Raw genomic sequence first — 16,196 nt, forward strand, 5'->3', positions numbered from 1 at the left:
TTAGTTTTCCAATGCCAAAGCGGCACACCACGACTCGCCACGCGAGCCTTGCGGCGTCAGTTTCAGCGAACGCCCGCCGTTCTGCGCGCCAATGGTAATGGTCAGGTCAGGCTTTGGCAAAAAGCCTGCACCCTTCTGGGGCCATTCGATCAGGCACAAGGCATCGTCTTCGAAATAATCGCGGATCCCGAGGAATTCCAGCTCCTCGGGGTCCACCAGCCGATACAGGTCGAAATGAAAGGCGCGGATGTCGCCGATCTCGTAGGGCTCGACCAAGGTGAACGTAGGACTCTTTACCGAGCCGACATGCCCGAGGCCGCGAATGATGCCACGGGACAGGGTGGTTTTTCCCGCGCCGAGGTCCCCTTCGAGAAAAATCAGGCCATGGCCTGCGGTGGTACGCGCAATGCGCGCACCAAGCTCCGTCATGGCCTGTTCATCGGCCACGTACAGGGTTACTTCAGACACGGTGAATGCTCCTCCAATAACTGACGAATGGCCGGAATCAGATCGGTTGCCGCCAGCCCCCGGCCCGACCGACCGGCTTGGGTGCCGGCATTGGCGTGCAGCCAGACTGCCAGGCACGCCGCCTCGAAACCCTCCAAGCCCTGGGCCAGCAAAGCGCCAACCACACCGGCCAGCACATCCCCGAGGCCCGCCGTGGCCATTGCCGGATGGCCCTGGGCGCAAACCGCCAGGCGACCGTCCGGGCTGGCGATCAGGCTTCCGGCGCCCTTGAGGACCACCGTAGCTGTGTATTTTTTGCTCAATGCATGGGCCGCCGCCGGACGATCGGCCTGGACCTGGACCGTGGATATTCCCAGCAGGCGCGCCGCCTCGCCCGGGTGCGGAGTGATCACACACTGCTCGGGCAAGCTGACAGCGCCTTCGCTCAACAGATTCAGCGCGTCGGCATCCCACACTTGCGGCAGCGTTGCATTGGCCGCCGCCGATAACAGGCTACGACCCCATGCCGCCTGGCCCAGGCCCGGCCCGACCACCAACACGCTGGCCTGCTGGAGCAGGCCCATCAATTGGTTGGCCGAATGGGTGCCTTGCACCATGACCTCCGGCAAACGCGTCAGTGCAGCGGATACGTGTTCGCTGCGGGTCGCCATCGAAACCATTCCCGCGCCGCAGCGCAGGGCGCTCTCGGCGCTCATCTGGATCGCGCCGCCAAAGCCGCGGTCGCCGCCGATCAGCAGCACATGACCGAACTTGCCTTTGTGAGAGGTGGCCGCGCGTGGCGCCAGGCGTGGCAGATGATCGGGCAACAGCAGCCGAGCGCTGGCCGGGGTCACTTCGACGATGTCGGGGTCCGCGTGCAGATCATTGAAAATCAATTCACCGACCCGATCCGCCGCATCCCCTGTGAACAAGCCCAGCTTCAAGCCAATGAACGTCACGGTCAGGTCCGCCGCCACCGCAGTGCCCAGCACCCGGCCGGTATCGGCACACAGCCCGGAAGGAATATCCACCGCCACGACCGGCAGACCACTGACATTGATCGTGTCGATGGCACGGATGTAAGGCTCGCGAACTTCGCCACTCAACCCTGTACCCAGCAACGCGTCCAACAGCACGCCACGCAGTTCGGATTCGTCCGACCACGGTTCCACCGGCACACCCACCGCTACGGCCTCGGCGTGGGCATTGGCGGCATCGCCCTGCAAGCGCCGGGGCTCGCCCACGGTCAGCACCCGCACCGACCAGCCGGCGCGCCGGGCCAGGGTCGCAACCAGGTAGCCGTCACCGGCGTTATTGCCATGGCCGGTCAGGACGGTCAGCTCGACGGCATCAGGCCAGCGACGCACGATCGCTCGCCAGATGGCGCGGGCGGCGCGCTGCATCAATTCGAACCCGGTGGTACCTGCCGCGATCAGGCGTGCATCGAGGGCCCGGACTTGCGCGGCGCTGTACAGCGCGTCGGGAAAATCATCTTTAGTGTGCGGCATGCGTCTTCGGGCTCCGATGTCTGGCAGAATTATACGCATCTCAGCTCCGGTTTCTCTCGCCTCATGCCTGCCATTACCACAGACCTGCCCGCCCTCGCCCAATCCATCAAGGAATGGGGCCGCGAGCTGGGTTTCCAGCAGGTCGGCATCAGCGGCGTGGACCTGGCCGAGCACGAGCAGCACCTGCAACGTTGGCTCGAAGCGGGCTACCACGGCGAAATGGACTACATGGGTGCCCATGGCAGCAAACGCTCGCACCCGGAGGAACTGGTACCCGGCACGTTACGCGTGGTGTCCCTGCGCATGGACTACCTGCCGGGCGACACGCAAATGGCGCAAATGCTCGGCCAACCGGAAAAAGCCTACGTCTCGCGCTATGCGTTGGGCCGCGATTACCACAAATTGATCCGTAAACGCGTGCAGCAACTGGCAGAAAAAATTCAGGCGGTGATCGGTCCCTTCGGCTACCGCGCCTTCGTCGACAGCGCACCGGTGTTGGAAAAAGCCATCGCGCAGCAGGCCGGGCTGGGCTGGATCGGCAAAAACACCCTGGTACTGAATCGCAAGGCCGGCAGCTACTTCTTCCTGAGCGAATTGTTTGTCGACCTGCCGCTGCCCGTGGACCCACCCCACGCCAGCGAACATTGCGGAAAATGCACCGCTTGCTTGGACATCTGTCCTACAAATGCCTTCGTCGGCCCCTACGTGCTGGACGCACGCCGGTGCATTTCCTACCTGACCATCGAACTGAAAAGCGCCATTCCCGAAGAATTGCGGCCGCTGATCGGTAACCGCGTGTTCGGGTGTGACGATTGCCAGATCGTCTGTCCGTGGAACCGCTTTGCCCGGCCATCCCGGGAAAGCGACTTCAAGCCGCGACACAGCCTGGACAATGCCGGACTCGCCGAGCTGTTCCTGTGGGATGAAGACACCTTCCTGAGCCGCACCGAAGGCTCGCCGCTGCGCCGCGCCGGTTATGAGCGCTGGCTACGCAACCTGGCGGTGGGGCTTGGCAATGCCCCCTCAACGATTCCGGTGCTGCAAGCGCTGCAAGCGCGGCGCGACCATCCTTCAGAACTGGTGCGCGAACATGTGGAATGGGCGTTGCGCCAACACGCCGAGCGTCAGACCTCGTCGTTGTAAACGAACTTCGGCATTTCCCAGTGAAAGCGGATCGCCAGGAGCCGCAGCAGGAAACCGCCGAACAAGGTGATGAGTATGGCCTGTTCATTAGGCAGTTGCAGGTAGACACAGAGCAGATAGCACCACGCCGCTGCAAACGAGACGCTGGCGTAGAGCTCACGGCGAAAGATCAGCGGAATATCGTTGCAGAAAATGTCCCGCAGGATGCCGCCGAACACGCCGGTGATCACTCCGCTGACCGACGCCACCAGCATGCCGTGGCCCATTTCCAGGGCGGTCATGCAGCCAATCAACGTGAACGCCACCAGGCCCACCGCATCGAGGACCAGGAACAACGAGCGCAGATGGCGCATCCAGCGCGCCAGGAACACCGTCAACATCGCCGCCGCTGTGGTCAGCACCAGGTATTCCGGGTGCTTGACCCAGGTAAGCGGGTAATGACCGAGCAGCACGTCGCGCACCGAGCCGCCACCCAGGGCCGTGATGCAGGCGATCAGCACCACGCCGAACCAGTCCATGCCACGGCGCCCGGCAGACAAGGCACCGGTCATGGCTTCGGCGGTGATGGCGATCAGATAAAGCATCAGCAACATGTTGGCGGTCCCTACAGGAAGGCGCGCAGTCTAGCCAGTTTGGGCCGGCACCAAAAGAGGGCATGGCAGCGGCCTTAGCCCGGGCACCGTCCCGTGGAGAGCAAGCGTGCTCCCTCTCCACATAGAACACGCCGGGCAATCAGAACTTGATGAAATGCTTGCGGTAGTGCTGCAACTCGGCAATGGACTCGCGAATGTCGTCCAGGGCCAGGTGGCTGCCGCCCTTCTTGAAGCTGTCACGCACGTCGGGAGCCCAGCGCGCGGCGAGTTCCTTGAGGGTGGAGACATCCAGGTTGCGGTAGTGGAAATAGCTTTCCAGGGCTTTCATGTGGGTATAAAGAAAGCGCCGGTCCTGGCAGATGCTGTTGCCGCAGATCGGCGATTTGCCCTTGGGCACCCACTGCTCCAGAAAAGCGATGGTCTGGGCCTCGGCCTCGGCCATGCTGATTTTGCTGTCGCGTACTCGCTGGGTCAGGCCGGAGCCGCCGTGCTGGCGAGTGTTCCACTCGTCCATGCCAGCCAGGATTTCATCACTGTGATGTATGGCAATCACCGGGCCTTCGGCCAAGGTGTTCAGTTCACTGTCGGTGACGATGGTGGCCATTTCGATGATGACGTCGGTGTCCGGGTTCAGACCGGTCATTTCCAGGTCGATCCAGATCAGGTTCTGCGGGTTTTGCATGGGGAGCTCCTCAGCGTAGCTGCGCAGTTTAGCCTAGGCAGGCCCTTGGGCGTGCTAAACTCGCGACCGTTTTACCTAATCGCTGCACTCTTCATACGGAACACCCATGGCCAAACGCCAACTCAATCGTCGTCAAAACTGGCGCATCGAAAAGATCCAGGGCGAGCGCGCAGCCCGCGCCGCCAAACGCGAATCCAGTGCCGTCGAGGCGCTCGAGGGCGGCGACTTGGGGCCGGAACAAACCGGCCTGGTGATCGCCCACTTCGGTGTGCAGGTCGAGGTCGAGGCCCGCGAAGGCGAGCTGACCGGCCAGGTGTTCCGCTGCCACTTGCGCGCCAACCTGCCCGCGCTGGTCACCGGCGACCAGGTCGTCTGGCGTGCCGGCAACCAGGGCATCGGCGTGATCGTGGCGCAACTGCCGCGCCACACGGAACTGTGCCGTCCGGACAGCCGTGGCCAGCTCAAGCCCGTGGCTGCCAACGTCGACATGATCGTCATCGTGTTCGCCCCGCTGCCCGAGCCCCACGCCAACCTGATCGACCGCTACCTGGTGGCAGCCGAACACGCGGGCATCCGCCCATTGCTGCTGCTCAATAAATTCGACCTGATCGACGAGCACAACGCCCCGGCGCTGAACGCCCTGCTGTCGGTCTATCGGGACCTGGGTTACCCGGTATTGGAAGTTTCGGCCCACCACGGCAACGGCATGGAACAGTTGCAACAGCAGTTGGACGGACGCATCAGCGTGTTCGTCGGCCAGTCCGGTGTCGGCAAGTCTTCGCTGGTCAACAGCCTCCTGCCGGAAGTCGAGACCCGTGTCGGGCCGTTGTCCGAGCTGTCCGGGCAAGGCACCCACACCACCACTACCGCACGGTTGTTCCACTTTCCCGGTGGCGGCGAGCTGATCGACTCCCCGGGCATCCGTGAATTCGGCCTGGGCCATGTCAGCCGGGCCGATGTCGAAGCCGGGTTCATCGAGTTCAACGAGCTGATCGGCACCTGCCGTTTCCGCGACTGCAAGCACGACCGCGAACCTGGTTGCGCCCTGCTCAAGGCCTTGGAAGAAGGCCGCGTGCACCAGCAACGAATGAACAGCTACCGCTCGATCATCGCCAGCTTGCCGGAAAGCACTTACTGACCTGCATGCCATGTGAAGCCGATCACTATTGTGGCGAGGGAGCTTGCTCCCGCTGGGCTGCGAGCAGCCCCAAAATCTGCCAAATGCGGAGCATCAGACACACCGCGCCCGCCGGTTTACGACTGCTTCGCAGCCGAGCGGGAGCAAGCTCCCTCGCCACAAAGGCAGGCACGCCTCACTGAACAGCGATTCACAAAAAAGCCGACAATGATGTCGGCTTTTTTGTGGCTCACTGCCCAGGCGTTCCGGCAGGCTTGGGCGCGGCATCGTCGAACAGGTTCAGCCGCTCGCGCAACTCATGGGCCGGCACCGGCTGTTGGTCAGCCGGCAAGGCGTTCGGATCGGCCGCAGCGCCAGGGGTCGCCGGCGCCTCGCCCGGAGCACCCTGGCCCTGGGCAGGGTCGGGCGCCGGATCATTGGTTTGCGAACCTTCGATGGCCTGCTGAGCCTTCTTGGTCAGCACCACGATATCGATACGCCGATTGACCGGGTTGAACGGGTCCTTGCGATCGAACAGCGCCGAGGAGGCATAACCCACCACCCGCGCTACCTGCTCGTCCGGATAACTGCCAGCCACCAACGCACGACGTGCCGCGTTGGCGCGGTTGGCGGACAACTCCCAATTACCGAAATCGCCCTTGCCGATATAAGGCTTGGCATCGGTATGGCCACTGATGCTGATCTTGTTCGGCACCGCCTTGATGGTATCGGCCATGGCCAGCAGGATGTCTTCGAAATAAGGCTTGAGACGGGCGCTGCCGGAGTCGAACATCGGCCGATTCTCGGCGTCCATGATTTGGATGCGCAGGCCGTTCGGCGTGATTTCGAACAGGATCTGGTCCTTGAATTTCTGCAGTTGCGGGTTCTCTTCGACCTTGTTCTGCAATTCTTGCAGCAGCAACTCCAGACGCTCGCGCTCGACCTGCTCGGCCATGCCTTCGACCTGCTCGGTATCCACCGTGACCTTGTCGGGCTGGGGCTGGGACTTGACCTCCGGGTTGAGGGTCGTGTCCGGCGCCAGGGTCGGCGAGCCGCCCAGGTCAATGATGTAAGGCGTGCCGCTTTCGGAGAAGCCGACCGGATCCTTGAAGTAACCGGCAATGGCGATTTTTTGTTCCGGGGTCGCGGTGGACAGCAGCCACAGCACCAGGAAGAACGCCATCATTGCCGTCGCGAAGTCGGCGAACGCAATTTTCCAGGCGCCACCATGGTGCCCGCCCGCTATGCGCTTGACGCGCTTGATGATGATCGGCTGGTTATTTTCCATAACTTAACGACCGCGAACTGCTTGTTCCAACTCGGCGAAGCTTGGACGGTGCGCCGGGTACAGGACCTTGCGACCGAACTCCACCGCCAGGGACGGCGGCATGCCCGAGGCCGAGGCCACCAGGGAAGCCTTGATGGCCTCGTAGACGTTGAGTTCTTCCTTGGCATCATGGGCCAGGGAATGGGCCAGCGGGCCGAAAAAGCCATACGCGGCCAAAATACCGAAGAAGGTACCGACCAGTGCCGCGCCCACGTGCAGGCCGATGGATTTCTGGTCGCCCTCGCCCAGGGAAGCCATGGTGACCACGATCCCCAGTACCGCCGCGACGATACCGAAACCGGGCATGGCGTCGGCGATGCCGTTGACCGCGTGAGAAGGGTGTTCCAAGTCTTCCTTGAGGCTGTAGAGCTCCATGTCGAACAGGCCTTCAAGCTCATGGGGAGCCATGTTGCCGGACGACATGATGCGCAGGTAGTCGCAGATGAACGCCGTCATGCGGGCGTCCTTGAGCACCGTGGGGTACTTGGCGAAGATCGGGCTGGCGGCAGCGTCTTCGATATCGCCCTCAATCGCCATCATGCCTTCGCGACGGCTTTTATTGAGGATCTCGTAGATCAGCCCCAACACCTCGAGGTAGAAGGTGTGGCTGAAGCGCGAACTGAACATGCTCAGGGATTTCTTGAGCACGTGCATCGTCATATAGCCGGGGTTGGCCTGCAAGAATGCGCCGAGGGCCGCACCGCCGATGATCATCACCTCAAAGGGCTGGATCAAAGCGGCAATCTTGCCATGGGAGAGCACGTATCCGCCGAGCACGCTCGCGAACACGACAATGATGCCGATAATTTTAGCCATAGGTAGAAAGTACTTATTTAAGTCGGGTTCAAGGTCATATTCGGAAGCTGAAAAATCTCTTCTTCTACTTATCGGCAAAACTGCGCCAGACTATAGCCAGTTCAGGCGAAAAGCCAATTTGCCCCGTTCCGGGCGTAGATACCCTATGTGATGATCGCGTCCAGCCATGACATACGAAACGAAGGTTCCAACCCCACGACCGACCACGCTCCAAGGTTGGGTGAAGCTGCTCGACGGCGTGCACCTGCCCGTGCCCCAGGCCAGTCACGACTTGGTTTGCAAGGCCCTCGCCGACAGCCGCCGGTCGCTGCGCGATATCGCCGAGCTGATGCAGGACAGTCCTGCCTTGGCCCTGAGCGTCATCCGCGAAGCCAACCACCACACCCATGGCAGCCTCGCCGAGCCTGCGGAAAACCTCGAAGTCGCCCTCAACCGCCTGGGCCTCAAGCGCACCGAAGAATTGCTCGCCCGCCTGCCCTCGCTGCCGGGGCGGGAAATACCCGTCGCCCTGCGTCAATTGCAACTGATCAGCCAGCACGCCACGCAACAGGCCAATGGTTTTTTCGCGAGCCGCCTGGCGCGACTGTGGCAAGACATCCACTGGGGCAGCCTGTTGTTCCTCTCGCCGCTCTGGCCGCTGGCCCTGACACACCCGCGATTGCTCGGGGAATGGGAATTGCGGGTCATCCACAAAGGCCAGTCCGCCCGCCAGGTAGAGCGCGAACTGTTCGGCGTCAGCCTGCTGAAGATCTGCCTCGCACTGGTGGAGACCTGGCGGCTGCCGATCTGGGTGATGCAAGGCTACCGCCTGTTGATCAATGAGCGCCGCGAACTGGTGCAAGTGCTGCGCATCGCCCGCGACAGCGAACATCCCTTGCGCCAGCAGAATCGGCTGGACGACGACCCAACCCTGCGGCGCTGGCTCAATCAGCCGGCCAACACCGTGCTGTTGGCCAACGGCCTGGCGCTTTCGGCGCAGCAGGCGTGGAATAGCCCCCACTGTCTGCGCTGGCAATACCTGACCAGCTTGTATCTGCAAATGCCCATGGATGAAATCCAGCAGCAAATGCATCAACAGGCCGTCACCAGCGCCCGCAATGACGCTATGCCAGACCTCTGGCACCCGGCCGTGGCGCTGATCTGGCCCTGGAACAGCCACCGCATCCACCCAGGCTTGCTGCCGGCGGCCCCGCCCAGCAGCGAAGACCTGACCCAGTGGCGCAAACAATGCGCTGCGCTGCTGGTGGAACCGAGCCCCTTCAGCAATGCCATGCACTTGACCACCTCGGCCCGGGACACGCTGGTGGCTTGCGGCATGCGCCGGGTGATGATCCTGATGCCCGACCGCAGCCAGACCAGCGTGCGCGTGCACCAGACCGCCGGCCTGCCCCAGGAAGCTGCGGCCATGAGCTTTTCCATCAGCCAGAGCAAGGTCTTGCAGCGATTGCTGGCCCAGCAGGCCCAGGTTCGCCTGAACCCGGACAACAATGCCCAGTTCTCGGCATTGCTGCCACCGGGGCTGCGCGCCCTGTTCCGGGGTGAACATCTGCTGTTGCGCTCGCTGACCTGCAATGGTCGGGTGATCATGCTGGTAGCAGCGGACCAGGGCGGTGGGCCGTTCTCGGACGTGACCGTGCAAGCCTTCGGCAAAACCGTGCAGTGCATCGAACGGGCACTGCATACCTTTACCAACCGCGGTCGCTGAACTTGCTACAATCCTTTCCCTTTGCGCCTCTGGAGACCTCACATGCCTGACTTCTCTGGCTTGCCGTTGGTGATCGAGCCAAGCACGCTGCTGCCGCGCCTCGACGCCCGCGAACTGATTCTGGTGGACCTGACCAGCGCCGCCCGCTACAGCACCGGGCACATCCCTGGCGCACGCTTCGTCGATCCCAAGCGAACCCAGCTGGGCCAACCTCCGGCGCCGGGCCTGCTGCCGGCAAAAGCCGATCTTGAAGCGCTGTTCAGCGAACTCGGGCACCATCCGGATGCGGTCTATGTGGTCTATGACGACGAAGGCGGCGGCTGGGCCGGGCGGTTCATCTGGTTGCTGGACGTGATCGGGCATCGCAACTATCACTACCTCGACGGCGGCCTGCTGTCGTGGCTGGACGAAGGCCTGCCGGTCTCCACTGAAGTGCCGGCGCCCGGCGCAGCCCCGGTGAGCCTGACGCTGCACGACGAACCCACCGCCACCCGCGAATACCTGCAAAGCCGGCTCGGTGCCACCGACCTGGCAATCTGGGATGCCCGTGGTCCGTTGGAATATTCCGGCGAGAAAGTCGTCGCAGCCAGGGGTGGCCACATTCCCGGCGCGGTCAACTTCGAGTGGACGGCGGGCATGGACCCGGCGCGCAACCTGCGCATCCGCCAGGACATGCCGCAGATCCTCGAACGATTGGGCATCACGCCTGACAAAGAAATCATCACCCACTGCCAGACTCACCATCGCTCTGGCTTCACCTATCTGGTGGCCAAGGCGCTCGGTTATCCGCGAGTCAAAGGCTATGCCGGTTCCTGGGGCGAATGGGGCAACCACCCTGACACGCCCATCGAGCTTTGAAGGTTCTTAAGGACAGTTAATGAAAAACCGTTTGTTCATCCTCTCTCAATACCTGCTGCCTCACCACCTGCTGTCGCGGCTGGCCGGCTGCATCGCCGAATGTCGCGTGCGCTGGTTCAAGAATGCCTTTACCGCGTGGTTCGCCAAGCGTTACCAGGTTGACATGTCCCAGGCCTTGGTCGAAGACCTGACAGCCTACGAGCACTTCAACGCGTTCTTCACCCGTGCCTTGAAAGACGGCGCCCGCCCGCTGGACGAAACTCCCGGCGCGATCCTCAGCCCTGCCGACGGCGCCGTCAGCCAGCTCGGCCCGATCGAGCACGGCCGGGTGTTCCAGGCCAAGGGCCACAGTTTCAGTGTGCTGGAACTGCTGGGCGGCGATGCAGCCAACGCAGCGCCGTTCATGGGCGGCGACTTCGCTACGATCTATCTGTCACCCAAGGACTACCACCGCGTACACATGCCGCTGGCCGGCACCTTGCGCGAAATGGTCTACATTCCTGGGCGAATTTTCTCGGTCAACCAGACCACCGCTGAAAATGTTCCGGAGCTGTTCGCCCGCAATGAGCGCGTGGCGTGCATCTTCGACACCGAGCGCGGGCCAATGGCCGTGGTGCTGGTGGGCGCGATGATTGTGGCCTCGATCGAAACCGTCTGGGCCGGACTGGTGACACCGCCCAAGCGCGAACTGAAAACCTTGCGCTACGACGAAGCCGCTCGTGCGCCGATTCATCTGGAAAAAGGCGCCGAACTGGGCCGCTTCAAGCTGGGTTCGACCGCCATCGTGCTGTTCGGGCCGGACCAGGTGAAATGGACCGACGACCTGGTGGCCGGTTCGCCAGTGCAGATGGGCCAGGGGCTGGCACTGCCCAAGGGCTGAATCATCGATTAACTTGTTGGGGGAGCGAGCTTGCTCGCTCCCCCAAGGGGCCACAGCCTCTGGATAGAGCCCTTCGTTTTTGGCTACAGCTGCTAGAGTTGAAAGATCCTTTTCAATTTTTCGGCCGGAGCCCGTCCACGGCATGAATGAGACCAGCCCTCTCCAGCTATTGCGCGTCCTGACCCCGACGCAATCGCGCCTATCGTTCTGCGACGCCACGCCACGCGACCTCAAGCGCTGGATCGCCAACCTGCCCAAGGCCAACATCGGCGAAACCGCCCGGTTGCTGTACCAGGCCCTTGGCGAACTCAACCAACTGCTCACCCCCAGCGACAACCGTCTGCAACTGCTCGAACTGCTGCGTCCCGAGGTGTATTACGTCTGCAAACACCTGGAACGGCATTTTCTGCAACAGGCCATCGTGCTGGATGACCGCTCGCGCAAAATCGCCAACCTGTGCCAGGCCCTGCAAACCCAATTGGCCATGGGCTACAAGCAGATCGTGGCGCGCATCGCTGCGAAGTTCACCAAGGACCGGGCCCGGGTGCTGAGTACCGCATTGCAACGGGCGATCCATGCGCTCAACGGCCCGCTGCTGCGGGCCGGCCAGTTGTACAGTCCCGTGCCTGAAGGGTTGTGGCTCGATTTGCACCAGTTGTACCGGATCGCCTGCCAACTCCGACTTCAGCATTTGAATGTCGGTGACGAACTGGCTAGCCAGGTCCATCAGTTGAACGCCGAGCAAACCTACGCCGTCGCCCTGCTGCTGGGCGCCTCACGCAGTAATCAGTTACGCCAGAACCAGATCGCGCGACTGGCCGAGGCGCTGGAATCCTGGAGCCATTGGGTCAAGCTGGACCCTGCCGCCACGGCCACCAGCCTGTTCGCCGTCGCTCCGCAACTGGATGTCGGGCCACGCTATCGCTCCAAGTTCAGGGCCGAGCAACAGCCAACCTTGCAGGGCTTTGATCCACAGCCGCTGGTGCGTGCCATCGCCATCCACCTGGAACAACCGGCCGACCCCACCCTGCCAGTGCCCGGCGGCATGAGCGCCGACACCTTGCATCACCTGCAAGCCGCCTGGGGCGAAGCGGCCGAACGCAGCTTCCAGCGCACCGAGGGCAACGGCACGCTGACCTTGTGCGTGGGCATGAGCGCGCTGCATTACTACCTTGGCGGCGAGCGTTCTTTCAGTGAACTCCTGAAAACCCCCAACACGCGCAAGGCACGCTTCGAGGCCCGGCCGAGCAAGACCAACGATCAATGGAGCCAGGCCTTCGACGCAGCCCCCAGCGGCGAAAGCGACCTGCTGCCTTATGAGGAAATCGAATATCCGGTGAGCCCGTCCGATGACGACGGCACCACCTCCGACAACCAGCATCATTTTCCCCTCTATGACTTGCCAATCATCAACCACAGCCCCGGCGGCTATTGCCTCGGCTGGCCAAAAGAAGTGCCGGAACAGCTGCAAGCGGGGGAAATGGTCGGCATTCGGGATACCAGCGACGAAGCCTGGAGCATCGCGGTGGTGCGCTGGATTCGACAGGTGCGCAACGGCACCATGCAGATGGGCATCGAACTGGTCGCCCCGCACGCCCAGCCTTGCGGGCTGCAACTGGTTCGCCAGGAAAACGAACAAGGCCACTATCTGCGCGGGTTATTGCTTCCCGAGATCAGCGCCATCGACCTTCCCCCGACCATGATCGCCCCTCGCCTGCCATTCCAGGAGGGCCAGCAGGTGCTGATCAAGACCAACGGCGAAGAACGCCGGGCCGGCCTGGACCGGCGGGTCACCAGCACCCACAGTTTCAACCAGTTTGCCTATCACCCGGAGGATTCAGGCCCCGCCGGGGAGGGCAGCGAGCCTGAGGGAAATTTCGATTCGTTGTGGAGGTCGCTGTAAGCCAAACACCCCCTTGTGGCGAGGGAGCTTGCTCCCGCTGGGCCGCGAAGCGGCCCTAAACCCTCCCCCCCCCAGTGTGTCAGGCTCACCGCATTGGGGCCTGCTGCGCAGGCCAGCGGGAGCAAGCTCCCTCGCCACAAAAACGTTCGCTCCAAATCGGTGGAAGGCTCAGAGCTGCCCATCACGATCCCTGAACCCCAACAGATACAAGACCCCATCCAGCCCCAGGGTCGAGATCGCCTGCCTGGCCGACTGCTTGACCAGCGGCTTGGCCCGGAACGCCACGCCCAGGCCCGCTATCGCCAACATCGGCAAATCATTCGCCCCGTCGCCTACGGCGATGGTCTGCTCCAGGCGCAGGCCTTCCTTGGCCGCCAGTTCACGCAGCAGATCGGCTTTGCGCTGGGCGTCAACGATCGGCTCCACGGCCACGCCGGTCACCTTGCCGTCCACCACTTCCAACTCGTTGGCGAACACGTAATCGATGCCGAGCTTGGCTTGTAGCTGCTTGGCGAAATAGGTGAAGCCGCCGGACAGGATGGCGGTCTTGTAGCCTAGGCGCTTGAGTTCGGCGAACAGGGTCTCGGCGCCTTCGGTCAGGCGCAGGGAGGCGCCGATGGAATCCAGTACGCTGACGTCCAGGCCTTGCAGCAGGGCCAGGCGTTCCTTGAAGCTGGCGCGAAAATCCAGCTCGCCGGCCATGGCCCGCTCGGTGATGGCCGATACCTTGTCGCCCACGCCGGCGGCCTTGGCCAATTCGTCGATCACCTCGGCTTCGATCAACGTCGAATCCATGTCGAACACCGCCAGGCGGCGATTTCGGCGGAACAGCGAATCTTCCTGGAAGGCGATGTCGACGTTCAATTCCTGGGCCACGCTAAGGAACTCGGCCCGCAAAGCCTGGGGATCAGCCGGCTCGCCGCGCACGGAAAACTCAATGCAGCCCTTGCCCTTGTCATCCGGCGTGTCCAGCGGCATGCGCCCGGAGAGCCTGTCGATGTGATCAATGTTCAGGTCATATTTGGCGGTGATCGAACTGACGCGTTGCAATTGCTCGGCGGTGACCTTGCGGGTCAGCAAGGTCACGATGTGGCGCTTCTTGCCCTGGCCGGCCACCCATTGCTGGTAATCGGCTTCGGACACCGGGGTAAAACGCACCTGCTGGTCAAGCTTGTAAGCCGTGAACAGGATGTCCTTGAGCACCGACTTGCTTTGTTCAGCGTCCGGAATTTCAACCAGGATGCCGAACGACAGCGTGTCATGGATCACCGCCTGACCAATGTCGAGAATGTTCACACCACCCTGGGCCAGAACGCCGGTAATGGCCGCAGTCAGACCCGGACGGTCGCTGCCAGTGATGTTTATCAGGACGATTTCGCGCAAGGCGCACCCCCGCAGGTGGAAAAAAACCGCATTCTACCCACATTCAGTGACCATCGGGCACCGCCAGTGCTTTGCCGGTCATGGGCCTGTCGCTATACTGCGCGTCAATTTCACGGACAAAGAGCCGAGCTCAGTGAACCGGCCCACGCCAGTCAAAACCGACAACTTCTTCCTGCTGATCTTCCGTGCACTGCGCCACCGTCGCGTGCCGATTGCATTGCGCATTGCCAGCCATAACGTGATCCTGGTCGCCTTGGCCCTGGTTATCTATGCCTGCGTGATGGGCCTGCAATTCAAACAGGCGATGCATGAGCAGGCCGATGCCCTGGGTGAGAGCCTGACCACCCAGACCGCCACGTCCGCCACCGAGCTGCTGGTCTCCAACGACATCCTCAGTCTCAACGTGCTGCTCAACAATCTGACCAAGAACAAGCTGGTGGCCCACGCGGCCATCTACAGCGTGGACAACCGTATCCTCGCCGAGGCAGGCCAGCGTCCCAAGCCAGGCCTGCTGGGCGAATCCGGTGGCATGTACCAGAGCAAGATCACCTTCCAGGACGTGACCGCCGGGCAACTGCGCATCAGCCTGGACATGGACCAGTTCCAACAGCCGATGACCATCAGCCTGCAAAGCATGGGCATTCTCAGCGCGATACTGCTGGCGCTGGCACTGGCCTTGAGCCTGCGCCTGGGCCGGCACATCTCCACGCCGCTGTTGCAGTTGCGCGTCTGGCTGCGGGACATCGACGAACACACGCCGGCCACCCAGCGCCAGGATGAAATCGGCGACCTGGCCCGGCAACTCCACGCCAGTTTCGCGCCGGAACCTGAACCCGTGCCGGAACCTGAAGACATCGACTACGTTGACGACGATGAGGCCGAGCCAGGCTTCGAGGTGCGCAACCTGCGTGATCCGGGCTTTGATGAAAGCCAGCCAATGCCTGCGTCCAGACCGGCTCCACGCCACGTGGTCCGCACGGTAGAAGACGATGAAGACGACGATGCCTTCGCCGACCTGCGTGACGAGTCCGCTGCCGGCGAGCCGAAACCGCTCGCCAAGCCTGTCGTCTCGAACCTGCCCCAGCACAGCGCCGTGCTGGCCGTGCAACTGGGCGCCCAGGACCAACTGCGCCGCCTGCCCCAAGCGCGCCTGAAGGAGTTGCTCGAACGCTACCGCGACTGCCTCGACCAGGCTGCATCGCTGTACCAGGGCGAATTGCATACATTGAATGATGGCAGCACATTGATGCTGTTTCACACCGAGGACAGCGGTGACGACTACCTCACCAACGCCATTTGCTGTGGCGAGTTGCTCCGGGCGCTGGGTCATCAATTGCAGATCGAGGTCGCCGACAGCGGCATCACCCTGCAACTGCAACTGGGCCTGACCCTGGGCGACGGCCTGTTCGGCATGAGCCAGATCGACTTGTTGTTGACCGAAACCGCCCAGGACGCCCTGGCACTGTCGCAACACAGCCGCAACCTGTTGCTGGTGGAACGCAAGATCAACGACGACGCCCTGATCCGACAGCGCGCCCGCATCCGCCCCATCGCCAGTCCCGAGGGCGCTTGCTGCGTGGAGCGCTTGATGGAACCTTATCCGTCGATGCTCGAGCGGCAACTGGCGCGGATGCATGAGCGCCAGGCCTGATATTCAGTAGTTGAAGCAAACAAAAGCCCGCAGATGAGTGTTTATCTGCGGGCTTTTTTGTTGCCTTCATTGGCCTCTTCGCGAGCAAGCTCGCTCCCACAGGAGATCTTCATGGTCTACAGAGCCTGGGTTCACTGGAGATTGAATGTGGGAGCGGGCTTGCCCGCGAAGAGGCCAGGATAG

14 protein-coding genes are annotated in these 16,196 nt (G+C 62.5%); 7 read left to right on the plus strand and 7 right to left on the minus strand.

Annotation, left to right across the window (positions count from 1 at the left end; genetic code table 11):
* On the minus strand, positions 1 to 468 hold the full coding sequence (gene tsaE / locus AD663_RS25210; RefSeq protein ID WP_003186426.1) for a tRNA (adenosine(37)-N6)-threonylcarbamoyltransferase complex ATPase subunit type 1 TsaE: 468 nt from the start codon (positions 466 to 468) through the stop codon (positions 1 to 3).
* The gene (locus tag AD663_RS25215; protein WP_003186427.1) at positions 456 to 1,955 is read right to left on the minus strand and encodes a bifunctional ADP-dependent NAD(P)H-hydrate dehydratase/NAD(P)H-hydrate epimerase; all 1,500 of its coding nucleotides are present in this window, start codon (positions 1,953 to 1,955) and stop codon (positions 456 to 458) included. Before AD663_RS25215 ends, tsaE begins: the two co-directional genes overlap by 13 nt.
* Positions 1,956 to 2,018: 63 nt before the next feature.
* On the opposite strand from AD663_RS25215, the gene queG reads away from it, so the two are divergent.
* Positions 2,019 to 3,098, plus strand: coding sequence for a tRNA epoxyqueuosine(34) reductase QueG (queG, locus tag AD663_RS25220; protein ID WP_003186430.1), 1,080 nt, complete (start codon positions 2,019 to 2,021; stop codon positions 3,096 to 3,098).
* On the opposite strand, the gene AD663_RS25225 is transcribed toward queG, so the two are convergent.
* Together AD663_RS25225 and orn are read right to left on the minus strand one after the other, a co-directional pair.
* A complete protein-coding gene (locus AD663_RS25225) occupies positions 3,080 to 3,691 on the minus strand; it encodes a trimeric intracellular cation channel family protein (RefSeq protein ID WP_003186433.1) in 612 nt (203 codons plus the stop codon). The genes queG and AD663_RS25225 overlap by 19 nt on opposite strands.
* A 139-nt stretch (positions 3,692 to 3,830) precedes the next feature.
* On the minus strand, positions 3,831 to 4,373 hold the full coding sequence (orn, locus tag AD663_RS25230; RefSeq protein WP_003186435.1) for an oligoribonuclease: 543 nt from the start codon (positions 4,371 to 4,373) through the stop codon (positions 3,831 to 3,833).
* A 106-nt stretch (positions 4,374 to 4,479) separates the two neighbouring features.
* Between orn and rsgA the strand changes: the two genes are divergently transcribed.
* Positions 4,480 to 5,511 carry a small ribosomal subunit biogenesis GTPase RsgA gene (gene rsgA / locus AD663_RS25235; protein WP_003186437.1) on the plus strand — a complete coding sequence of 344 codons (1,032 nt, stop codon included), beginning with the start codon at positions 4,480 to 4,482 and terminating at the stop codon, positions 5,509 to 5,511.
* 229 nt (positions 5,512 to 5,740) lie between these two features.
* Here the strand turns inward: rsgA and motB are convergent, their stop codons facing one another.
* Positions 5,741 to 6,778 carry a flagellar motor protein MotB gene (gene motB / locus AD663_RS25240; protein WP_003186440.1) on the minus strand — a complete coding sequence of 346 codons (1,038 nt, stop codon included), beginning with the start codon at positions 6,776 to 6,778 and terminating at the stop codon, positions 5,741 to 5,743.
* Positions 6,779 to 6,781: 3 nt separating this feature from the next.
* Entirely contained in the window at positions 6,782 to 7,633 is an 852-nt protein-coding gene (gene motA, locus AD663_RS25245) for a flagellar motor stator protein MotA (RefSeq protein ID WP_003186442.1), read from the minus strand.
* A 166-nt stretch (positions 7,634 to 7,799) separates the two neighbouring features.
* Between motA and AD663_RS25250 the strand changes: the two genes are divergently transcribed.
* The 4 genes from AD663_RS25250 to AD663_RS25265 all read left to right on the plus strand — a co-directional run bounded on the left by AD663_RS25250 (position 7,800) and on the right by AD663_RS25265 (position 12,979).
* Positions 7,800 to 9,338 (plus strand): HDOD domain-containing protein, encoded by a 1,539-nt coding sequence (locus AD663_RS25250; protein WP_003186444.1) that lies wholly within the window; start codon positions 7,800 to 7,802, stop codon positions 9,336 to 9,338.
* Between the two features lie 42 nt (positions 9,339 to 9,380).
* Positions 9,381 to 10,196: a rhodanese-like domain-containing protein gene (locus AD663_RS25255; RefSeq protein ID WP_003186446.1), complete on the plus strand. Its 816-nt coding sequence runs from the start codon at positions 9,381 to 9,383 to the stop codon at positions 10,194 to 10,196.
* A 19-nt stretch (positions 10,197 to 10,215) separates the two neighbouring features.
* Entirely contained in the window at positions 10,216 to 11,076 is an 861-nt protein-coding gene (gene asd, locus AD663_RS25260; RefSeq protein ID WP_003186449.1) for an archaetidylserine decarboxylase, read from the plus strand.
* A gap of 142 nt (positions 11,077 to 11,218) precedes the next feature.
* Entirely contained in the window at positions 11,219 to 12,979 is a 1,761-nt protein-coding gene (locus AD663_RS25265; protein ID WP_003186451.1) for a hypothetical protein, read from the plus strand.
* 168 nt (positions 12,980 to 13,147) lie between these two features.
* On the opposite strand, the gene serB is transcribed toward AD663_RS25265, so the two are convergent.
* A complete protein-coding gene (serB, locus tag AD663_RS25270) occupies positions 13,148 to 14,362 on the minus strand; it encodes a phosphoserine phosphatase SerB (protein WP_003186453.1) in 1,215 nt (404 codons plus the stop codon).
* A gap of 133 nt (positions 14,363 to 14,495) precedes the next feature.
* On the opposite strand from serB, the gene AD663_RS25275 reads away from it, so the two are divergent.
* Positions 14,496 to 16,013, plus strand: a complete 1,518-nt coding sequence (locus AD663_RS25275; protein WP_003186454.1) for an AhpA/YtjB family protein — start codon at positions 14,496 to 14,498, stop codon at positions 16,011 to 16,013.
* The last annotated feature ends 183 nt before the right edge of the window (positions 16,014 to 16,196 follow it).

This window comes from Pseudomonas sp. Q12-87 (assembly GCF_001269755.1).
Lineage (GTDB): Bacteria > Pseudomonadota > Gammaproteobacteria > Pseudomonadales > Pseudomonadaceae > Aquipseudomonas > Aquipseudomonas fluorescens_S.

Excerpts from the sequence above, each read along its gene's own strand:
- AD663_RS25215 (WP_003186427.1), bottom strand. The coding sequence starts at position 1,955 with ATGCCGCACACTAAAGATGATTTTCCCGACGCGCTGTACAGCGCCGCG.
- queG (WP_003186430.1), top strand. The coding sequence starts at position 2,019 with ATGCCTGCCATTACCACAGACCTGCCCGCCCTCGCCCAATCCATCAAG.
- AD663_RS25225 (WP_003186433.1), bottom strand. The coding sequence starts at position 3,691 with ATGTTGCTGATGCTTTATCTGATCGCCATCACCGCCGAAGCCATGACC.
- orn (WP_003186435.1), bottom strand. The coding sequence starts at position 4,373 with ATGCAAAACCCGCAGAACCTGATCTGGATCGACCTGGAAATGACCGGT.
- rsgA (WP_003186437.1), top strand. The coding sequence starts at position 4,480 with ATGGCCAAACGCCAACTCAATCGTCGTCAAAACTGGCGCATCGAAAAG.
- motB (WP_003186440.1), bottom strand. The coding sequence starts at position 6,778 with ATGGAAAATAACCAGCCGATCATCATCAAGCGCGTCAAGCGCATAGCG.
- motA (WP_003186442.1), bottom strand. The coding sequence starts at position 7,633 with ATGGCTAAAATTATCGGCATCATTGTCGTGTTCGCGAGCGTGCTCGGC.
- AD663_RS25250 (WP_003186444.1), top strand. The coding sequence starts at position 7,800 with ATGACATACGAAACGAAGGTTCCAACCCCACGACCGACCACGCTCCAA.
- AD663_RS25255 (WP_003186446.1), top strand. The coding sequence starts at position 9,381 with ATGCCTGACTTCTCTGGCTTGCCGTTGGTGATCGAGCCAAGCACGCTG.
- asd (WP_003186449.1), top strand. The coding sequence starts at position 10,216 with ATGAAAAACCGTTTGTTCATCCTCTCTCAATACCTGCTGCCTCACCAC.
- AD663_RS25265 (WP_003186451.1), top strand. The coding sequence starts at position 11,219 with ATGAATGAGACCAGCCCTCTCCAGCTATTGCGCGTCCTGACCCCGACG.